The organism is Pandoraea terrae (assembly GCF_902459695.1).
Taxonomy (GTDB): Bacteria; Pseudomonadota; Gammaproteobacteria; order Burkholderiales; family Burkholderiaceae; genus Pandoraea; species Pandoraea terrae.
Genome location: NZ_CABPRZ010000039.1, coordinates 1 through 17,281, shown reverse-complemented (window position 1 = coordinate 17,281; position 17,281 = coordinate 1). Strand labels below are relative to the sequence as shown.

Genomic DNA, 17,281 nt, shown 5'->3' with positions numbered 1-17,281 from the left:
ACATCATGTGCGATTACGCCTGATCCAGCTCGAAAGCCTTGTGCAGCGCGCGCACGGCGAGCTCCATGTACTTCTCGTCGATCAGCACCGAAATCTTGATTTCCGAGGTGGAGATCAACTGGATGTTGATGCCCTCTTCGGACAGCGTACGGAATGCCTTGCTGGCGATACCAACGTGCGAACGCATGCCGACGCCGACCACCGAGACCTTGGAGACCTTCGGGTCCCCGAGGACGTCCGCGGCGGCGATGTGGTCCTTGACGTTGCTTTGCAGCAGCGTCATGGCGCGTTGATATTCGCCACGCGGCACGGTGAAGGTGAAGTCGGTCTTGCCGTCGACGCTCTGATTCTGGATGATCATGTCTACGTCGATATTCGCGTCGGCGATCGGGCCCAGGATCTGGTAGGCGATACCGGGACGGTCGGGCACGCCGCGCACGGTGATCTTGGCTTCGTCACGCTGGAAAGCGATACCCGAGATGACAGCCTTTTCCATTTCTTCGTCTTCCTCAAAAGTAATCAACGTACCCGAGCACATTTCCTCGTCGAGCGACATCATCGGGTCGGTCAGGCTCGACAACACGCGCGTCTTGACCTGGTACTTGCCGGCGAACTCCACCGAGCGGATCTGCAGGATCTTCGAGCCGAGGCTGGCCATTTCCAGCATCTCTTCGAAGGTCACCTTGTCCAGCCGGCGAGCTTCATCGACCACGCGCGGATCGGTCGTGTAGACGCCATCGACATCGGTATAGATCAGGCACTCTTCGGCGTTCAGGGCCGCGGCAACCGCCACGGCGGAGGTATCCGAGCCGCCACGGCCCAGCGTCGTCACGTGGCCGTCCGGATCGATCCCCTGGAAGCCGGTGATGACCACCACGCGGCCCGCGTCGAGATCGGCCAGCACGCGCGTGCCTTCGATGTCGGAAATGCGTGCCTTGGTAAAAGCGCTGTCGGTCTTGATCGGTACTTGCCAGCCGGCGTAGCTGACAGCCTCGATGCCTTGCTCACGCAAGGCAATCGCCAGCAGGCCAACGCTGACCTGTTCGCCGGTCGCGGCGATGGCATCGAGTTCGCGCGGGTCGGGTTGGGCCGAAATCTCTTTGGCCAGGCCCAGCAGACGGTTGGTTTCGCCGGACATGGCCGACGGCACTACCACCAACTTGTGACCGGCCTTATGCCACTTGGCCACGCGCTTGGCGACATTCTTGATGCGCTCGACGGAGCCCATCGACGTGCCGCCGTATTTGTGTACGATCAGAGCCATAACATTGCTAACACATTGATTTAAAACCGTTTAATGATCCATCCCGAAGCAGGCGCGCATGGCGTGCGGGGTATGTCGATCTGCGGAACTTTTAATTATCGCATGAATGTACCGCAGCGGAACCATTCCGCCGCACGATACACCGTCAACCGCCCCGCGCGCCGAATCCGGCGTCGTCATGCCAGGTCAGCATCCACTGTATTTCGCGCGATGCCGCCGGGGGGCTAACGGCGTCGTCGGCCGCAAGCCACGCCGCGTCCAGACCGAGATGCGGCACGAACAACAACCGGTCGTCGAGCCACACGACAGGCACCTGGCGCCGCCATACGGGCACGCCCATCGCTTGAAACCAGTGCTTGAGCGAGCGTGAGTGCCCGTCCACGCGCAATCGCAGACGCTCGCCGCCGCCGCGTGCGCGCGCGACGAGGCGGTGCGCACGCAGGATGGATTCTTCAATGCCGGACTCCCCCGGCGCGGCTGGGGCAAAGCCGATACGTCCATGCCACGCCGGCAACCGCCACTCGAGTTCGCCGCGCCACTGCAACGTGGCATCGGCAGGGGCGTCGTCCGCCGCGAAGACCCGCGTCCATTGCAAAGCGCCGCGATAGAGCCGCAGCACGCCCTCGCCGTGCGGCAAAGTCAGCGATGCGTCCGCCGCCGCCTCGCGGACCTGCTTCACCCATTCGTCGAGCCGCGCTTCCGAAGGCATCGGCAGACCCACGCGCGCCACCCAGTAACGCAGGAGGTTCGCCACGCGGTCGGCATCGAGCGCCTGGACAACAGTGCGCGACAGCCGCCCGTCTCCCAGATCGGCCGCCGCCCAATCGATCGCGGCGAGCTGATCCAGGAGCCCCTGCGCCTGCGCCGCATGGCGAGCGAAACGGCCGAGGGTATCGCGATACCCGGGCACGTGTCGCGCCAGCGCAGGCATGACGTCATGTCGCAGGCCATTACGCAGATGGCGGGTATCGGTATTGGATGGATCGTCGACCCACGTCAGTCCGCGAACCTCGGCATACGCCTGCAAGGTTGCGCGGGACACCCCGATCCACGGACGCGCCATCATGCGCCCGCCCGCGCCCTGCCCCGGCATCGCACCGAGCGCGGGCATGGCGGCGACACCGGGCAAGCCCGCGCCGCGCAGCAGCTGAAGCAACACGGTTTCCGCCTGATCGTCGGCATGGTGCGCCGTGAGGAGGAGATGCACGCCATGCGCTTCGGCCATGCCGGCCAGCGCCGTATAGCGGGCCGCGCGCGCTGCCCCCTCGATGCCCTGCCGCGCATTGCGCGGCACGTCGACATGACGCGCATCGAATGTGACGCCCCGCGTCTCGGCTTCGCGCGCGCAGCACCGGAGCCAGTCATTGGCAGCCGCCGCAAGCCCGTGATGAACGTGAAAGGCGAAGGCCTGGATGGACGCATCGAGCGCTGCGCACTGCGCGAGCGCATCGAGCAGCGCCATCGAATCGAGGCCGCCGCTCAAGGCCACCGCGACGCGCAACGGGCGCTCCGATACGACGGATCGCGCGGCATCGAGCGACGCGCGCAGCGGTGCGAGCACGGCGCCACAGACAACAATGCCGGCCTCGGCGGCAACGCCGCCCGGGCCGGCATCATCACGATGCAGCGGTGTCGCGGCGGAGTTACTTCGCGCCGGCTTCCTTGAATTTGCCATAGCTCATCAAACGCTCGTGCCGGCGCTCCAGCAACTCGCGTCCATTCATGCCATGGAATTGACGCAGCGTGTCGGCCAGGGCGCGCTTGAGCATGCCGGCCATGCCGAGCGGATCGCGATGCGCACCGCCGAGCGGTTCGCTCACAATCTTGTCGATCAGGCCGAGCGCCTTCAGGCGGTGCGCCGTCAGGCCGAGCGCTTCGGCCGCTTCCGGCGCCTTCGCGGCGCTCTTCCACAGGATCGACGCGCAGCCTTCCGGCGAGATCACCGAATAGGTCGCAAATTGCAGCATGAGCACGCTGTCGGCCACGGCAATCGCCAACGCGCCGCCCGAGCCGCCCTCGCCGATGATCGTGGTGATGATCGGCGTCTTCAGCTCGGCCATGACATACAGATTGTGACCGATGGCCTCCGACTGGCCGCGCTCTTCCGCGTCGATGCCCGGGTAAGCGCCCGGCGTATCGACGAATGTGAAGATCGGCAAACCGAACTTTTCGGCGAGCTTCATCAGGCGCAGCGCCTTGCGGTAGCCTTCCGGGCGCGGCATGCCGAAGTTGCGCAGTGCGCGCTCCTTCGTATCGCGGCCCTTCTGGTGACCGATCACCATGCAGGCCTGGCCGTTGAATCGCGCCATGCCGCCCACGATCGCCTGATCGTCGGCAAACGCGCGGTCGCCGTGCAGTTCGTGGAAGTCGGTAAAAATGTCGCGCACGTAATCGAGCGTGTACGGACGCTGCGCATGACGGGCGATCTGCGAAACCTGCCAGGGGCTCAGGTTCGTGTAGATGTCCTTGGTGAGCTGTTGGCTCTTCTTCGAGAGCCGCTCGATCTCTTCGGAAATATCGACGGCCGAATCGTCCTGCACAAAGCGCAATTCTTCGATCTTCGCTTCCAGCTCGGCGATCGGCTGTTCAAAATCCAAAAAGGTGTTCTTCATCAGGTTTCCCCGGAAATTCGGCAGCGTATTGTACCGCTACCGGTGTCATGCCGATCGACATAGGCAAGTTTCATTGAAACTGGGCGATCGATAGATACCAGTAAAACGGACGGACGCGGATTATAGGTGATTGTGTACGTGATCGTGAGATTACCCGATCAATATTCGACCGGCACCGGCTCGAGACTGCGCCACATATACCAGGTGGCGACCGTGCGCCACGGCTCCCAGTTTGCAGCCACTTCCCGGGCCTCGCTACGCGTGACGGGCTCGCCACTGAAGTAGTTGACGCTGATCGCGTTGATCAGGCCGACATCATCGAGCGGAAGGACATCCGGGCGCAGCAGATTGAACATCAGGAACATTTCGGCGGTCCAGCGGCCGATGCCGCGAATCGACGTCAGTTCGAGGATGACCGCCTCGTCGTCCATTTCCGCCCATGCGTTCACGTGGAGCGCGCCGGACTTGAAATGGGTGGCGAGGTCGAGAATGTATTCGGCCTTGCGCTTGGAAAGCCCGCAGCCGGCCAGCGTTTCATGGCCCGCCTTGATGAACTGCGCGGGCGTCAGCTTCGGACAGGTCGTGGCGACACGCTCCCACACCGACTGGGCCGCCTTGACGGAAATCTGCTGGCCGACGATGGAACGCGCCAGCGTGACGAACGGATCGCCCCGCCCTGCGAGATGCACCGGCCCGAATTGCGGGATCAGCTTCTTGAGAATGCGATCGCGCTTCATCAAGTCGATACAGGCCTGATCCCAGTAATCGGGACGGCCGACGGCCGGCGCGGCCGGCAGCGGCACCGCACCGTTGATGACGACCTTGCCGGCCGCGCCGTCGCTGGCCGCGACGACCTGCGTGGTGTCTGCCGTCTTGGCAATGACGCGACGCGCCGACTTGGCCGGCGCGGCAACCTCGCCGGCCGCCTTCGTGCGGCGCGAGGTCTTCGCGGCGGGCGTCGTTGCAGACGCCGTTTTACGTGTAGCCATGGATTCCTCGTTCGGCCGCCGTTACGCGCGACGCCATTCAGTGGCGCCGCCCGGACGATCCTCGAGCACGATGCCCTCGGCCAGCAGTTCCGCACGGATGCGGTCGGCTTCCGCAAAATTTCGGGCGCGTTTCGCCTCGGCGCGGGCGTCGATGCGCGCCTCGACCGACGCGCGCAACGCGTCGCCGCCGCCGCCCACCCCGCCTTGCAGGAACGCCGCCGGATCGCGGCCCAGCAGGCCGAGCGTGCCGGCCAGACCGGACAACTGACGCGCCAGCACCGGATCGCGCTGCTTGTTGATTTCCCCCGCCAGTTCGAACAGCACCGACATCGCCACAGCCGTGTTGAAATCGTCGTTCATGGCCGCGCGGAAACGCTGCGCATAGGATTCTTCCCAATCGATGGCGGCACCGTCGCCATCGACATCCTTCAATGCTGTGTAAAGGCGTGTGAGCGCGCTGCGCGCGTCGTCGAGGTGCGTATCGCTATAGTTCAGCGGGCTTCGATAGTGCGCACGCAGGATGAAGAACCGCACGACTTCCGCGTCGTACTTTTCAAGCACTTCACGGATGGTGAAGAAGTTGCCGAGCGACTTCGACATCTTCTCGTCGTCGACGCGCACGAAGCCGTTATGCAGCCAGTAGTTGACGAACGGCTTGCCGTTCGCGCCTTCGCTTTGGGCGATTTCATTCTCATGGTGCGGGAATTGCAGATCCGCGCCGCCGCCGTGAATGTCGAAGTGTTCGCCGAGCAGTTGGCAGCTCATGGCCGAGCACTCGATGTGCCAGCCCGGACGGCCTTGGCCCCACGGCGAGGCCCATTTCGATTCATCGGGCTCGCTTTCCTTGGCGCTTTTCCACAGTACGAAGTCGAGCGGATCCTGCTTTGCGGTGTTGGCCGCGACGCGTTCGCCCGCGCGCAGGTCTTCGATCGACTTGCCGGAGAGCTTGCCGTAGTTGGCAAACTTGCGCACCGCGTAGTTCACATCGCCGTCGTCGGCCTGATAGGCGTAGCCGTTGCGTTCGAGCGCACCGATCATGTCGACCATCTGCGGGATGAAATCGGTGGCGCGCGGCTCGAGATCGGGGCGCTCGACGCCGAGCGCATCCGCGTCTTCGTGCATGTACTGAATGAAACGCGTGGTCAAAGCGCGCATCGTTTCGCCGTTCTCGAGCGCGCGCTTGATGATCTTGTCGTCGACATCGGTAATGTTGCGCACATATGTCACGTTGAACCCGAGGGTGCGCAGCCAACGCTGTACCATGTCGAAAACGACCATCACCCGCGCATGACCGACGTGACAGTAGTCGTACACCGTCATGCCGCAGACGTACATGCGCACTTCACCCGGCGTGAGCGGCACGAACGGCTGTTTGTCTCGCGCGAGCGAGTTGAAAACGCGGAGAGAATCCATAGAAACAATGCTTGACCCGCAACGGGCTCCGGCCTGGCGCTGCGCCGGCACCGGACATCCGGTCGGCAAGGCAGGACGCACCCCGTGCGAAAGAATAAAACGACCCCGTGCTCGCGAGAAATGACTCCGGTCCGTCGCGGGTGTTTTGTTAGAATGCGGCCGAGTATAGCATCTCTTGCACAATTCTCCGGCGACTCTCTGGCATCCCATCAGGTATCCCAAGCACCCATATCATGACGGATCAATCCCGCTTTTACCCGTGGTCTTTCCTGCGCCGCGACACTCGCCTCGCAACCCTGGCGCTTGCCATCGCTGCTGGCTTCGCCACAGGTGCCGCCAGCCTGCCCGCGCACGCCCAGGCATTGCCCACGCCGGCCCCGACGCCGGAACTGCAGACGCCGCAGCAGCAAAGCGAATCGGCCATCAACAAACTCGCCGGCGCGCGCCGTTACGACGATGCCCTGAAGGCGGCCGAAGCCCACATCAAGCAGTACCCGCGCGACGCGCAGGTGCGCTTCACGCGCGCGCGCATGCTGATGGAACTGAACCGCCGGCCCGAGGCGATCGACGCGTTCGTCGCCCTGACGCAGGACTTTCCGGAACTGCCCGAGCCATATAACAACCTCGCCGCGCTATATGCGCAGCAAGGCGACTACGAGAAGGCTCGCGCCGACCTCGAGATGGCCATTCGGACCAACCCGAATTTTGCGGTGGCGTACGCGAATCTTGGCGACGTCTACGCGAAGTTGGCGCAACAGGCGTATGCGCAGTCGTTGCGCATTGCGCCGACCGCGCGCGTGCGAGACAAGGCCGCGCAGCTCGACCGTATGCTGGGGGGGCCGGTGAAGGCGCCCGCCAAGGCCATGCCGGCCAGCGCGACGGGCGCCGCGAACGCCGGCGACGGCACCGCGTCGAAGACGATCGAAGCCAAACCCGCGCCGGCCAGCGCCGCCGTGGCCCACTGACCCATATCAGGAACTGACAATGTCCCTTCCCAATCGCCTGCGCCGCGCCCTTGTGGGCGGCGCCGTACTGGCCGGCCTCGCCGTGCCGTTTGCCACACCCGCCACCGCTTTCGCCGAGGCCGCCGCGCATCCCGTCGTGCAATTCAAGACGTCGGCTGGGGAATTCAAGGTCGAGTTGTACCCCGAGTCCGCGCCGAAGACCGTGGATAACTTTCTGCAATACGTGAAAAGCGGACACTACAACGGCACGATCTTTCACCGCGTCATCAACGGCTTCATGATCCAGGGCGGCGGTTTCACACCCGACATGAAGGAAAAGCCGACGCGCGATCCGATCCCGCTGGAATCGAAGAACGGGCTCAAGAACAAGACCGGCACGATCGCGATGGCGCGCACGAACGATCCGAACTCGGCGACCGCGCAATTTTTCGTGAATGTGACGGATAATGCGAACCTGGACTACCCGAAGCCGGACGGCAACGGTTACACCGTATTCGGCAAGGTGATCGCCGGCATGGACACGATCGAACGCATCAAGGGTGTGCGCACGGTAAACCGCGGCATGTATAGTGACGTCCCGGCGACGCCGGTCGTGATCGAATCGGCCAGCGTGGTGACGCGCTGAGCCCCGCCCCGACCTCGGGGACATTTTCACAAGGAAACATCATGGTTGAACTGCATACCAATTTCGGCGTCATCCGCCTTGAACTTGACGAAGCCAAGGCGCCGCGCACGGTGGAGAACTTCCTGAACTACGTGCGTAAGGGTCACTATGACAACACGGTGTTCCACCGCGTCATCAACGGCTTCATGATCCAGGGCGGCGGTTTCGAGCCGGGCCTGCGTCAGAAGGACTGCGACGCCGCGATCGAAAACGAAGCCAACAACGGCCTGAAGAACGTTAACGGTTCGATCGCCATGGCGCGCACGAACGATCCGCACTCGGCCACGGCCCAGTTCTTCATCAACGTCAACGACAACGACTTCCTGAACCACACGTCGCCGACCCCGAGCGGTTGGGGCTATGCCGTGTTCGGCAAGGTGACCGAGGGCATGGATGTCGTCGAGCAGATCAAGGGTGTGAAGACCGGTACGCGTGGCTTCCATCAGGATGTGCCGGTCGACGACGTCATCATCGAGAAGGCCGTCATCGTCGCCTGAATCCCGGACGCCTGATGCCCGCATCGATCGCGCGGTGTCCCATCCAGCCTCACGGCGATGGGCCCGCGCTTTTCATTTCCGACCTTCACCTGAGCCCGGCGTTGCCGCGCACGGTGCAGGTGTTCGAGGATTTTCTGCGCGGACCGGCGCGCGAAGCGTCGGCCCTGTTCATTCTGGGCGACCTGTTCGAGTACTGGGTCGGCGACGACATGCTCGACGACGATGGCTCGCCGCTCGGTGAATTCACGCGGCGCATGACCGGACTGATTGCGGCGCTGGCCGCCACGGGCGTGCCGATCGCCGTCATGCGCGGCAATCGCGACTTCCTCTTGGGCGCGCGATTCGCGCGCGCCGCCGGCGCGACGCTATTGCCCGATCCTTCTCTCGTCGAACTTCACGGACAGCGTCTTGTACTGAGTCATGGCGACGCGCTGTGTCTCGACGACGTCGGCTACCTGCGCTACCGGCGCGTGGCCCACTCGTGGCTCGGCAAACGGTTCTTTTTGGCGCTGCCGCGTCACTGGCGCATGGCCGTGGCCGACCGCATTCGCCGCAATAGTGCGGCCAAGGGTGCGCGCCTTAGGGTATATGCCGACGTCACGCCGAGCGCCGTGCGCGAACTGTTGACGGCGGCGCATGAAACGACGCTTGTGCATGGCCATACCCATCGTCCGGCGCGTCATGTCGACGGGGCATTCGTTCGCTGGGTGCTTCCCGACTGGGAATTCGACATTGCGCCGCCGCGCGGCGGCTACCTGCAGTGGGATGCCCACGGATTGCGGGCCATTGACCTGTCTGCATCGGCATGAAATACGGCCCGGCGTCGCCGGGCCTTGCTTGCTGCAAATCGACTGCGCCGCGACGCGCAGTCACATATCCTGGATTTCCTTGCCGAGCTTTCGCAGTTCCGCCGTGTCGGTCGTGCTCGCGCCCAGGGCCTCGAGGTGAGCGCCGAGCTGATTGAGGGCCGCGACCATCGCATCGATCTTTTGTGCCTGATCCGTGGCGTTTTCGATCAGCCCGTGGATCGCGAGCGAGACCGGATCATCGGCATTGGGCGTGATCCCGTACGCGGAGAACTCCTGCTTGCGGGCGTTGCCGGCGCCCGTGCCGTCTGTGGCGCTCGGGCGGGGTTCATCCGCGCGAATCACGCGGGCGGGATTGCCGACTGCCGTGCCGCCGGCAGGCACCGGCTTGACAACAACGGCGTTCGAGCCGATTTTCGCGCCCTCGCCCACGGTGAATCCGCCGAGCACTTTCGCGCCCGCGCCGACAATGACGCCCGCCTCAAGCGTCGGGTGGCGTTTGGCGCCGCGCGTGAGTGACGTGCCGCCGAGCGTGACGCTCTGATAAATCGTGCAATCGTCGCCGACGACGGCCGTCTCGCCGATCACCACGCCCATGCCGTGGTCGATGAATACGCGGCGCCCGAGTGTGGCGCCGGGGTGGATCTCGATGCCGGTCAGAAAGCGCGCCCACTGCGAAATCCAGCGGCCGGTCCATTTGAATCCCATTCGCCAGCAGCCGTGCGCAAGCCGGTGGAGCAAAACGGCATGAAGGCCCGGATAGCACGTCAGGACTTCCCAGTTGCTGCGCGCAGCGGGGTCCTTCTGGCGGATGGCGGCGATATCTTCTCGGATATGGGTGAACATGAGCCTGGATCTTTCCTGGGTGGCGGCGGGCCCGGCGGTGGCATGGCGGGCACGGACGCGAAACATCGGGGCGTACGGGGCGGTGTGCCGGGTCTGGTGCCGGGGTGAGGTACCGGCGCGGCAGCACGCGCGCCCGCGCAAATCAACGATCGGCGGACGGCGTGCGCTAACAGTGCACGGAGTAAGGTAGGGAAGCAGCGCAACGCTGGCGCAGACGGTTCATTTTCCGTAACGAGATAAGCTTGTGACTTACGATTGTATGGGGTTTTGCGAATGCGTGCAGAACCTCTGAAAATGCCCGGTATGGCAGTAGGGTCGTTGGCTGGCGGGGCGTTGGACGGGAATGCGGCCGGACGTCGCCCGGACGCGTGATCGCGTGCGTTTGGTTAGCGGCGCGTTTTCCGTTCGAGGATGTGCTTCGAGATGCCGCGCAGGATATTGACCTCTTCACGCTCGAGGTGGCTTTTCGCGAACAGCCGGCGCAGGCGCGTCATGAGCTTCTTCGGGTTGTCGGGATCGAGGAAATCGAGCTCGACGAGTGCGCGTTCGAGATGCGAAAGCATGCCTTCGACGTCGTCGCGCGTGGCGAGGGCGTCCTGTCCGGCGGCGGCTGCGCCGGAGGTTTCGGCGTCGAGGCACGCCAGCCGTGCCTCGTAGGCGATCAGTTGCACGGCTTGCGACAGGTTGAGAGAGCTGTAGGCGGGGTTCGCCGGAATATGGACAAGCGCATTGCAACGTTCGACGTCAGCGTTGGCGAGCCCGGTGCGTTCGCTGCCGAACACGAATGCGACCGCCTCGCCGGCGGCGGCGTGCTGTCCGGCGAGTGCGGCGCTGACACGCGGCTCAGCGTTGGGCGGCCCGTATTCCCGCGTGCGCGCCGATAATGCTACGGCCCAGCTAACGCCCTTTAGCGCCGATTCGAGATCCGGCACGACCAGCGCGGCGGCCAGCACGTCGTCGGCGCCGCTCGCCAGTGCCACGGCTTCCGGATCGCGCAGTACGTCTGCGCCCGCCTTCGGGGCGGCCAGGACCAGTCGCCCGAAGCCCATCGTCTTGATCGCACGCGCGGCGGAGCCAACGTTGCCCGGGTGGCTCGTTTCATTCAGCACGAAACGAAATCGGTCGAACAGCAGGTTCGGCACTGCGCCGGGCGTGGCTTCGGGGTGGAGCGGCAGGGACATTGCAGGCGGTCTTCGGTGCGGATAAGGATTTGCGGTATTTGGCGGTATTTTGCACCAAAACCTGTCGCGGGTCGGGCTGCTCGCGCGCTTGCTGGCTCCCGGGGCCGCCAACGGACCTACTTATATGAACGCGCCCCGGTTTGCAAGGCAAGTCGAGCCTGTGGCATGCATCAGGAAGTGCGCCCAGCGGTGGTCGGTCGCCTCATGAGCGCACCCTTGATCTCGAAGCCGGCCGCGAATCCCTGCGGCGCGATGCACTGCGCGGCAGGGTTCGTCACGCCTGCCATACTGGCGTGCGTGGAGCGTGGTCGGCACACGTCACCCGATCACCGATACCTCTCCATTGAACTCGGCGGCGAATAGAACCACCGCTGGCACGTCCAGTTTGAACACCTTCTCGCTGGCTTCGTCGAAGGTGTTGAATTGCAATGCAAAGATCGACTGCGGCACAAATGTGTCGGCGGGTTGCCCCGTGCTTTCGTCAAGTATCTGTCCGAGATAGAGATTGTTCGTATAGCTCCAGACGATGAATCCTTCGAAGTCCGCCGACTGCGGCGGCAAGCACCGTTGGTCATGCCCGCCCGGTTCGCCTGCCGTGAGCCACTGGGTCAAATCCGCTTTACGCCGTTTTGCACTCATGAGGTCTCCTATCAAAAGAGCGCCCTCGCTACATTGCGAGGTCACCGTCCCATGATAGGGAAATTCGAGTGTCCGCGGACGCGGTAATCGCGATTCGAGTGACTTATTGGAATTTACCCAAATGACGCCAAGTTTGCGCGACGCCGCCCGGTCAATGCGTAGGTATTGCGAATCGCAAAACCTTTCGGTTTCGAGCTGCCGCGTTTGCTTAAATGATGGAACTTCACGCGGCAAGCCAACTTCGTGCAAGACCGGAGACATCAAGGATGACGCCCCGTCTGGAGGGGCGTCATCAACTCATTACGAAGTCGCCAGCCTAAGGTAGGCAAACTCAAATGTCTGCGAGCACCACCGTCACGATTCCCGTGATTTATGGGAATTTGCCCAAATGTTGGTTCGTTTGCGCGAGCTACCTTTCAATACTCTCATATTGCAAATCGCCAAACATTGTCGGTTTCCGATGCGGTGCTCGTCCAAATGAAGTCACTTGCCGCTTTGGCGATTCGATCGAAAGGTGATCGGCGTACCGCTTTGACCACGCATACTACGGGGTCAAATTGATTTCGCGAGATCTGCTTCGACATGCGATATGGTTGCCGCCCAAACCTCCTCGAGGCTGCGTCACTGTCGACGGAGGGACCTGCGGTACGATCGCAGTTGTATTGTTTTCCGCCTCTGTCTTCGCCCCTGTCGATGTTGTGCCCACGTCGCCACCAGTGCCCGCCGTCACGCACGCCACAATCAACGTGATCAGGCTCACCCTCGCTTCACGTTCCTGCTGCGTGAGTTTTTGCCCTGGTTTGTCGTTTGACGCCAACAAGCTGCCCAGGAGCGAGCCCGCTGCCGAGCCCAGCGCGCCGGCGCCGCAGTTGCCGCCCGAGGCCGCGCCACCCGCGCAGCCCACGATCGCGTGCAGTGCCGCCTTCGAGGCCGGATCGAGGTGCTCTCCCGGCGCCTTGACCTGTTGCGCGCCCAGGCCTTGCAGGTAGTTGACCGCGGCGGCCTTCGCCATCTCGGCGGTGGAGCCCGTCACGTTGCCGCCCGCAGCGGCCGTGATAGCGCTCACAATCCTCCGGTAGTCACCGCCCGGGCCCCACTTCTGCGCCTCGGGCAGTTGCTGATCAAGTGCGGCGCGTTTGGCTGGATCGGCTTCCGCGTCGCGCGCCGTCTCGAGCGCATCCGCCTCCTGCGCCCGGTTGTTCACGAACGCCCCAACCTCGCGCTGCAACGCCTCGACGATCTCGAAGCCGGCGCGGATCTCCTGCTCGTTAAAGATCTTGCCAACGCGTTCGGCGAGCGGCCCCAAGGATGCCGCCGAACCGCTCCTGTCACTCCTCGTAGCCGTAGTGCGGCGGAATCTTGTAGCCCTCCGGGAACGTCGGCCAGTTGAAGCGCGAGTCGATGACGGCCTTGCTCAGGTCATGCCGCAAGGCATCGAAGAAACTCATCAGGTTGTGGGCGTATATGCCCGCGCGGAGTAGCCCCGCCTGGGCTGCCAGCATATCTCCCGCGGCAAGCCCCTTGTCGTAGAGATCGAGCGATGCTTGCAAGCGAGCTATGCCGGCGCCAAACGATTCATTGAGATCTCGTTTCCAATTGATATGCCAATCAAACTCATCGCGTTCTTCATCGTAAAAATCCAGATCCACATCAGTTAAGTTGTGCATTGCCGCCAAAGCGATCAAGCGTTGTTTAATTAATTCGAAGTCCATCATTACCTCAGCTTGAGTTTGCGCCCCTGCGCCTTGCCAGCCTTTGTCTTATCGTCGTTGGGCGTCCCATCAAGATTTATCGCAGCCTTGAAGTTGCCCGTGCTATCGAAAACCTCAAGGTGATTCTTATGCGCCCCATCGAGGCAAACCAAATCACCCTTCTGAACCGTATCGCCAAAATCATTCGATACCTTATATACGCTTTGCCCTTGATACTGATAGTTCGTTTTGCGCACTGATGTCTTGATCTGGCTGCCGAAACCGGGCTGCTTCATGAACTCGCCCATATTATTGACCGCACCAGCATTCGGGATGTATTTTCCTCGTCCCTTTGTGCCGGCGGCCGCAGCAGCAGCGACGGCAGCCGCAGTTTGCGCCACTTCCTGCGTGACCCCAAACTTTTCCTGTAGCTGCTTCGCAAATTCCGGCTCGTTGACCGCTCCCACCGCATCGTTGTAATGCAGCAGATAGATCCCGAGATCGTTCTTGACTTCGCTGGGTAGTTTTTCACCGACCGCCGCATCGAGTGCTTTGCGGAAGTCGCCTAGCTCAGCAAGGTAATTGCTGAACTCGCCCTGGCAGGCTTGCGGGTCGGTCGCGCAGGTGGCCACGACTTTTTCCTGATTCTCTCTGCTGAGATTCCGATATCTGTCGCGCACCGATTCGCACGAATTGGTTTTCTCGCAACCCCGGGCTTCCTGGATCAGCGACTTGAATTCGCCAAGGTTCAGCGCATTGTTTTCTGTTTCTATTTTTGCGCCCGTACTTGCCGTGGCAACGTCTGTGCCTGTCGCGCCGGCAATCCCCGCCACGACGCTCGTCACCAGATTCGCGCGCGCCTGCTTTTCCTCCTGACTCAGGTCCTCACCCGATTTCCCGCCCGCCTTGTCCAGCAGGTTGTTCAGCACCACGCTGGCCGAGCCGCCCAACGCACCGGCGCCGCAGTCACCGCCCGACGCTGCTGCTCCCGCGCATCCCACGATGCCCTGCAAGGCCGCCCGCGCCGTCTCGCTCTTCAGCCCGTCGGCAATCGCCTTGACCTGTTCGACGCCCAGGCTCTGGATGTAGTTGATCGTCGCTTTGGTGACCAGATCGCCCATACCGCCCGTCACGTTGCCGCCTGCCGCTGCCGTGATCGCCGTCACGATCCGGCCATACTCGCCTCCCGGGCCCCACTTCTGCGCGTCGACAAGTTGCTGATCAAGCTCGGCCCGCTTGGCCGGATCGGCTTCCGCATCGCGCGCCTTCTCCAGCGCGTCCGCCTCCTTCGCCCGGTTGGTCACGAACACGCCCACCTCGCGCTGCAGCACCTCCACGATCTCGAAGCCGGCGCGGATCTCCTGCTCGTCAAAGATCTTGCCAACAGTTGCCTCTGACGCGTTTACCGTTGTCGACGCAGCTAGCGCCTTATGCCGCTAGCCTTGGCCAGCAGCGCGTCGGCAGACGCGCTGCTGGCTTGCTCAATTTCGCCCCGATGCTGGTTTTGGCCTTGCAGACGGCATTCACCGGTCGATACCTTTGCTTGCTGTGGGTTTCGGTTATCGCCATCAACTGAGTCGTCCCAAGCGCAGCGTGGAGCGCGATTTTTTTCGTACGCATCACGCAGCGTAATCACCACTGTTTCTTTATCCACGCTTCAAACGGCGTCCGTCTCTAGAAAAAATTCCGGTACGCGTTCCTTACTTTCTAAAGACATGTGGGAAAGCAGGGGGGAAAGCCGTTGGGCTTGTTCAAATGTCAATCTGTAACATGCATAAAACATCGGATCATCAGGATCAGGGGTTATGACGGTTCGCAAACCTTCCATCGTCACGCCGTCCGGAATCGAAACCGCACCAATCATCGAGTCGTCGATTGGTGAATAGGCAGTTATGAAGTATCGATGAACTATTCCTGTCATGGCTCTATCCACCGGTTTCTGTCAGCCGGCTTCAACCGCTCACCAGTTAGGTGGTCGAACTCTCCCAGATGTTGACCGCGAGACGTGTACTTTTCGATCGCCCCGTGTTGGAAGTCCCATTCGTATATTCTGCCCTTCATATCGCACCAACGCGCCATTAGCCCCCCGCCCCCTTGTACTGGAGTCTTCGGTTTGGTTTTCACAAGATAGGGGAACGCCGCGATTTCGATCACCCCGGCGCTGATGCAGCGCTTCGTTGCGCTCTTGGCGCGACCACGCTGATCTGCGTTCCCGCGCCCCGACCTTCAACCAAAGGCAACAGAAATTAAATGAATCTGATCAACTTTCCTTCCGGCGATAGACCCACAGATCAAGTGCTTGCGGCCGAAAATCCACTGGAGCATCCAATCGCTTACATTCCACAAACACCTTAAGGCTTTCGAAGTGAGAGGCTACTTCTGATGCGACAGATTCCATCGAATCGATATCGTCATCATTAATCACACTATCGAAGATTGCTAGGATCACAATTCCCTTCTCATTTATCGAACATGTAATTGCGCGAATATTTGGCGTAATAGCCCCCAAAAGCGCTACTTGTAGCGAAAGCATCAACCTTATTCTCAGATCTTCTTTCATTTTGGCCTCGCAGGTACGATATGTACGCCATCCTTACCGTAATGAATAATGCCGTTTGTAGTCGGCGACCTTTCCTCGGTGACAGGGTCAACATAAATACCGATCACGTCGCCGAAATCGACTCGCTCTCGTGAACCGGCCTGCCCTATTGGAATTCCGTTGGCGGATTGTCCAGTACCGGCAAATTTCTCGACGAGTTGTTGTGGGTTTGAGTGTGTTAGCTCGCTACGACCATCGGTGAAATTATTATGGCCGGGAATGTGTTTCCCCTGCTTTCCACCATCTAATGTCGGTGATTTCTTCTCATCACCTTCCCCAGTCACCGCCGTCGTAATCGTATCGTTGATGCTACCAACCAAGTCTTTAATTGGCTGAATCAGCGGATCAAACACGGTCGGCCCATCGTTCGGCGTCGTCGTGCCCGCCGTCGGATCGATCTCGGCGATCGGGTCAGCAGTAACATTGTCGCCCTTTTTCCGCTCGAACTTCTCGAACCCGGGAATCGTGAACGGGGGGCGCACGCCACCTGACTGCGGCGGCGTAGATGGCAGCAGGATCCCCGCGGTATTGTTCTCCGCCTCGGTCTTTGCCCCGCTCGACGCCGTCGGCACATCGCCACCAGCGCCCGCCGCCACACCCGCCACGATCGACGTGATCAGGTTTACCCGCACTTCGCGCTCTGGCTGCGTGAGCTTCTGGCCGGTCTGGTCGGTTGACGCCAGCAGGTTGCCCAGGAGTGAGCCCGCCGCAGAACCCATCGCGCCAGCGCCGCAGTTGCCGCCCGAGGCCGCGCCGCCCGCGCAGCCCACGATCGCATGCAGTGCCGCCTTGGAGGCCGGGTCGAGGTGCTCGCCCAGCGCCTTGACCTGTTTGGCACCGAGGCCTTGCAGGTAGTTGACCGTGGCGGCCTTCGTCATCTCGGCCGCACCGCCCGTCACGTTGCCGCCCGCGGCCGCCGTGATGGCAGTTGCGATTCGCCGGTAGTCGCCACCCGGCCCCCACTTCTGCGCCTCGACCAACTGTGCATCGAGCGCGGCGCGCTTTGCGGGATCGGCTTGCGCATCGCGCGCCTTCTCGAGCGCATCGGCCTCCTGCGCCCGGTTGGTCACGAACACGCCCACTTCGCGCTGCAGCGCCTCCACGATCTCGAAGCC

Annotated in this window: 19 protein-coding genes; 4 read left to right on the top strand and 15 right to left on the bottom strand. The window is 62.3% G+C overall.

Features of this window, described 5'->3' with window-relative positions:
* Nucleotides 1–13: 13 nt before the first annotated feature.
* The 5 genes from PTE30175_RS26600 to cysS all read right to left on the bottom strand — a co-directional run bounded on the left by PTE30175_RS26600 (nt 14) and on the right by cysS (nt 6,278).
* Entirely contained in the window at nt 14–1,264 is a 1,251-nt protein-coding gene (locus PTE30175_RS26600) for an aspartate kinase (protein WP_150700076.1), read from the bottom strand.
* 145 nt (nt 1,265–1,409) lie between these two features.
* A complete protein-coding gene (gene tilS, locus PTE30175_RS26595; RefSeq protein WP_150700075.1) occupies nt 1,410–2,939 on the bottom strand; it encodes a tRNA lysidine(34) synthetase TilS in 1,530 nt (509 codons plus the stop codon).
* Entirely contained in the window at nt 2,908–3,876 is a 969-nt protein-coding gene (locus tag PTE30175_RS26590; RefSeq protein WP_150700074.1) for an acetyl-CoA carboxylase carboxyltransferase subunit alpha, read from the bottom strand. The genes tilS and PTE30175_RS26590 overlap by 32 nt, the downstream gene beginning before the upstream one ends.
* Before the next feature lie 158 nt (nt 3,877–4,034).
* Complete coding sequence (locus tag PTE30175_RS26585; RefSeq protein ID WP_150700073.1) at nt 4,035–4,865, bottom strand: DNA-3-methyladenine glycosylase family protein; 831 nt, start codon at nt 4,863–4,865, stop codon at nt 4,035–4,037.
* Between the two features lie 21 nt (nt 4,866–4,886).
* A complete protein-coding gene (gene cysS / locus PTE30175_RS26580) occupies nt 4,887–6,278 on the bottom strand; it encodes a cysteine--tRNA ligase (protein ID WP_150700072.1) in 1,392 nt (463 codons plus the stop codon).
* 233 nt (nt 6,279–6,511) lie between these two features.
* Between cysS and PTE30175_RS26575 the strand changes: the two genes are divergently transcribed.
* The 4 genes from PTE30175_RS26575 to PTE30175_RS26560 are packed head-to-tail and all read left to right on the top strand — an operon-like array spanning nt 6,512 to nt 9,213.
* The gene (locus tag PTE30175_RS26575) at nt 6,512–7,243 is read left to right on the top strand and encodes a tetratricopeptide repeat protein (protein ID WP_150700071.1); all 732 of its coding nucleotides are present in this window, start codon (nt 6,512–6,514) and stop codon (nt 7,241–7,243) included.
* Between the two features lie 19 nt (nt 7,244–7,262).
* Nucleotides 7,263–7,868: a peptidylprolyl isomerase gene (locus tag PTE30175_RS26570; protein WP_150700070.1), complete on the top strand. Its 606-nt coding sequence runs from the start codon at nt 7,263–7,265 to the stop codon at nt 7,866–7,868.
* Between the two features lie 41 nt (nt 7,869–7,909).
* The gene (locus PTE30175_RS26565) at nt 7,910–8,404 is read left to right on the top strand and encodes a peptidylprolyl isomerase (protein ID WP_150700069.1); all 495 of its coding nucleotides are present in this window, start codon (nt 7,910–7,912) and stop codon (nt 8,402–8,404) included.
* A 14-nt stretch (nt 8,405–8,418) separates the two neighbouring features.
* Entirely contained in the window at nt 8,419–9,213 is a 795-nt protein-coding gene (locus PTE30175_RS26560; RefSeq protein WP_191629234.1) for a UDP-2,3-diacylglucosamine diphosphatase, read from the top strand.
* A 60-nt stretch (nt 9,214–9,273) separates the two neighbouring features.
* On the opposite strand, the gene cysE is transcribed toward PTE30175_RS26560, so the two are convergent.
* From cysE to PTE30175_RS26510, 10 genes are all read right to left on the bottom strand, one after another.
* The gene (gene cysE, locus PTE30175_RS26555) at nt 9,274–10,056 is read right to left on the bottom strand and encodes a serine O-acetyltransferase (protein WP_150700068.1); all 783 of its coding nucleotides are present in this window, start codon (nt 10,054–10,056) and stop codon (nt 9,274–9,276) included.
* A gap of 386 nt (nt 10,057–10,442) precedes the next feature.
* Nucleotides 10,443–11,237, bottom strand: coding sequence for an RNA methyltransferase (locus PTE30175_RS26550; protein WP_150700067.1), 795 nt, complete (start codon nt 11,235–11,237; stop codon nt 10,443–10,445).
* A 318-nt stretch (nt 11,238–11,555) separates the two neighbouring features.
* The gene (locus PTE30175_RS26545; protein ID WP_150700066.1) at nt 11,556–11,876 is read right to left on the bottom strand and encodes a hypothetical protein; all 321 of its coding nucleotides are present in this window, start codon (nt 11,874–11,876) and stop codon (nt 11,556–11,558) included.
* A 544-nt stretch (nt 11,877–12,420) separates the two neighbouring features.
* The gene (locus PTE30175_RS26540; protein WP_150700065.1) at nt 12,421–13,182 is read right to left on the bottom strand and encodes a DUF637 domain-containing protein; all 762 of its coding nucleotides are present in this window, start codon (nt 13,180–13,182) and stop codon (nt 12,421–12,423) included.
* A gap of 22 nt (nt 13,183–13,204) precedes the next feature.
* On the bottom strand, nt 13,205–13,591 hold the full coding sequence (locus PTE30175_RS26535; protein ID WP_150700064.1) for a hypothetical protein: 387 nt from the start codon (nt 13,589–13,591) through the stop codon (nt 13,205–13,207).
* On the bottom strand, nt 13,591–14,904 hold the full coding sequence (locus PTE30175_RS26530) for a VENN motif pre-toxin domain-containing protein (protein WP_150700063.1): 1,314 nt from the start codon (nt 14,902–14,904) through the stop codon (nt 13,591–13,593). The genes PTE30175_RS26535 and PTE30175_RS26530 overlap by 1 nt, the downstream gene beginning before the upstream one ends.
* Before the next feature lie 320 nt (nt 14,905–15,224).
* The gene (locus tag PTE30175_RS26525) at nt 15,225–15,488 is read right to left on the bottom strand and encodes a DUF7683 domain-containing protein (protein ID WP_150700062.1); all 264 of its coding nucleotides are present in this window, start codon (nt 15,486–15,488) and stop codon (nt 15,225–15,227) included.
* Nucleotides 15,485–15,721, bottom strand: a complete 237-nt coding sequence (locus PTE30175_RS26520; protein WP_224788990.1) for a colicin E3/pyocin S6 family cytotoxin — start codon at nt 15,719–15,721, stop codon at nt 15,485–15,487. Before PTE30175_RS26520 ends, PTE30175_RS26525 begins: the two co-directional genes overlap by 4 nt.
* Before the next feature lie 106 nt (nt 15,722–15,827).
* Nucleotides 15,828–16,127, bottom strand: coding sequence for a MafI2 family immunity protein (locus tag PTE30175_RS26515; protein WP_150700061.1), 300 nt, complete (start codon nt 16,125–16,127; stop codon nt 15,828–15,830).
* Nucleotides 16,124–17,281, bottom strand: a 1,158-nt coding sequence (locus PTE30175_RS26510) for a polymorphic toxin type 50 domain-containing protein (RefSeq protein WP_191629233.1), incomplete at its 5' end; no start/stop codon positions are given. The genes PTE30175_RS26515 and PTE30175_RS26510, both read right to left, overlap by 4 nt.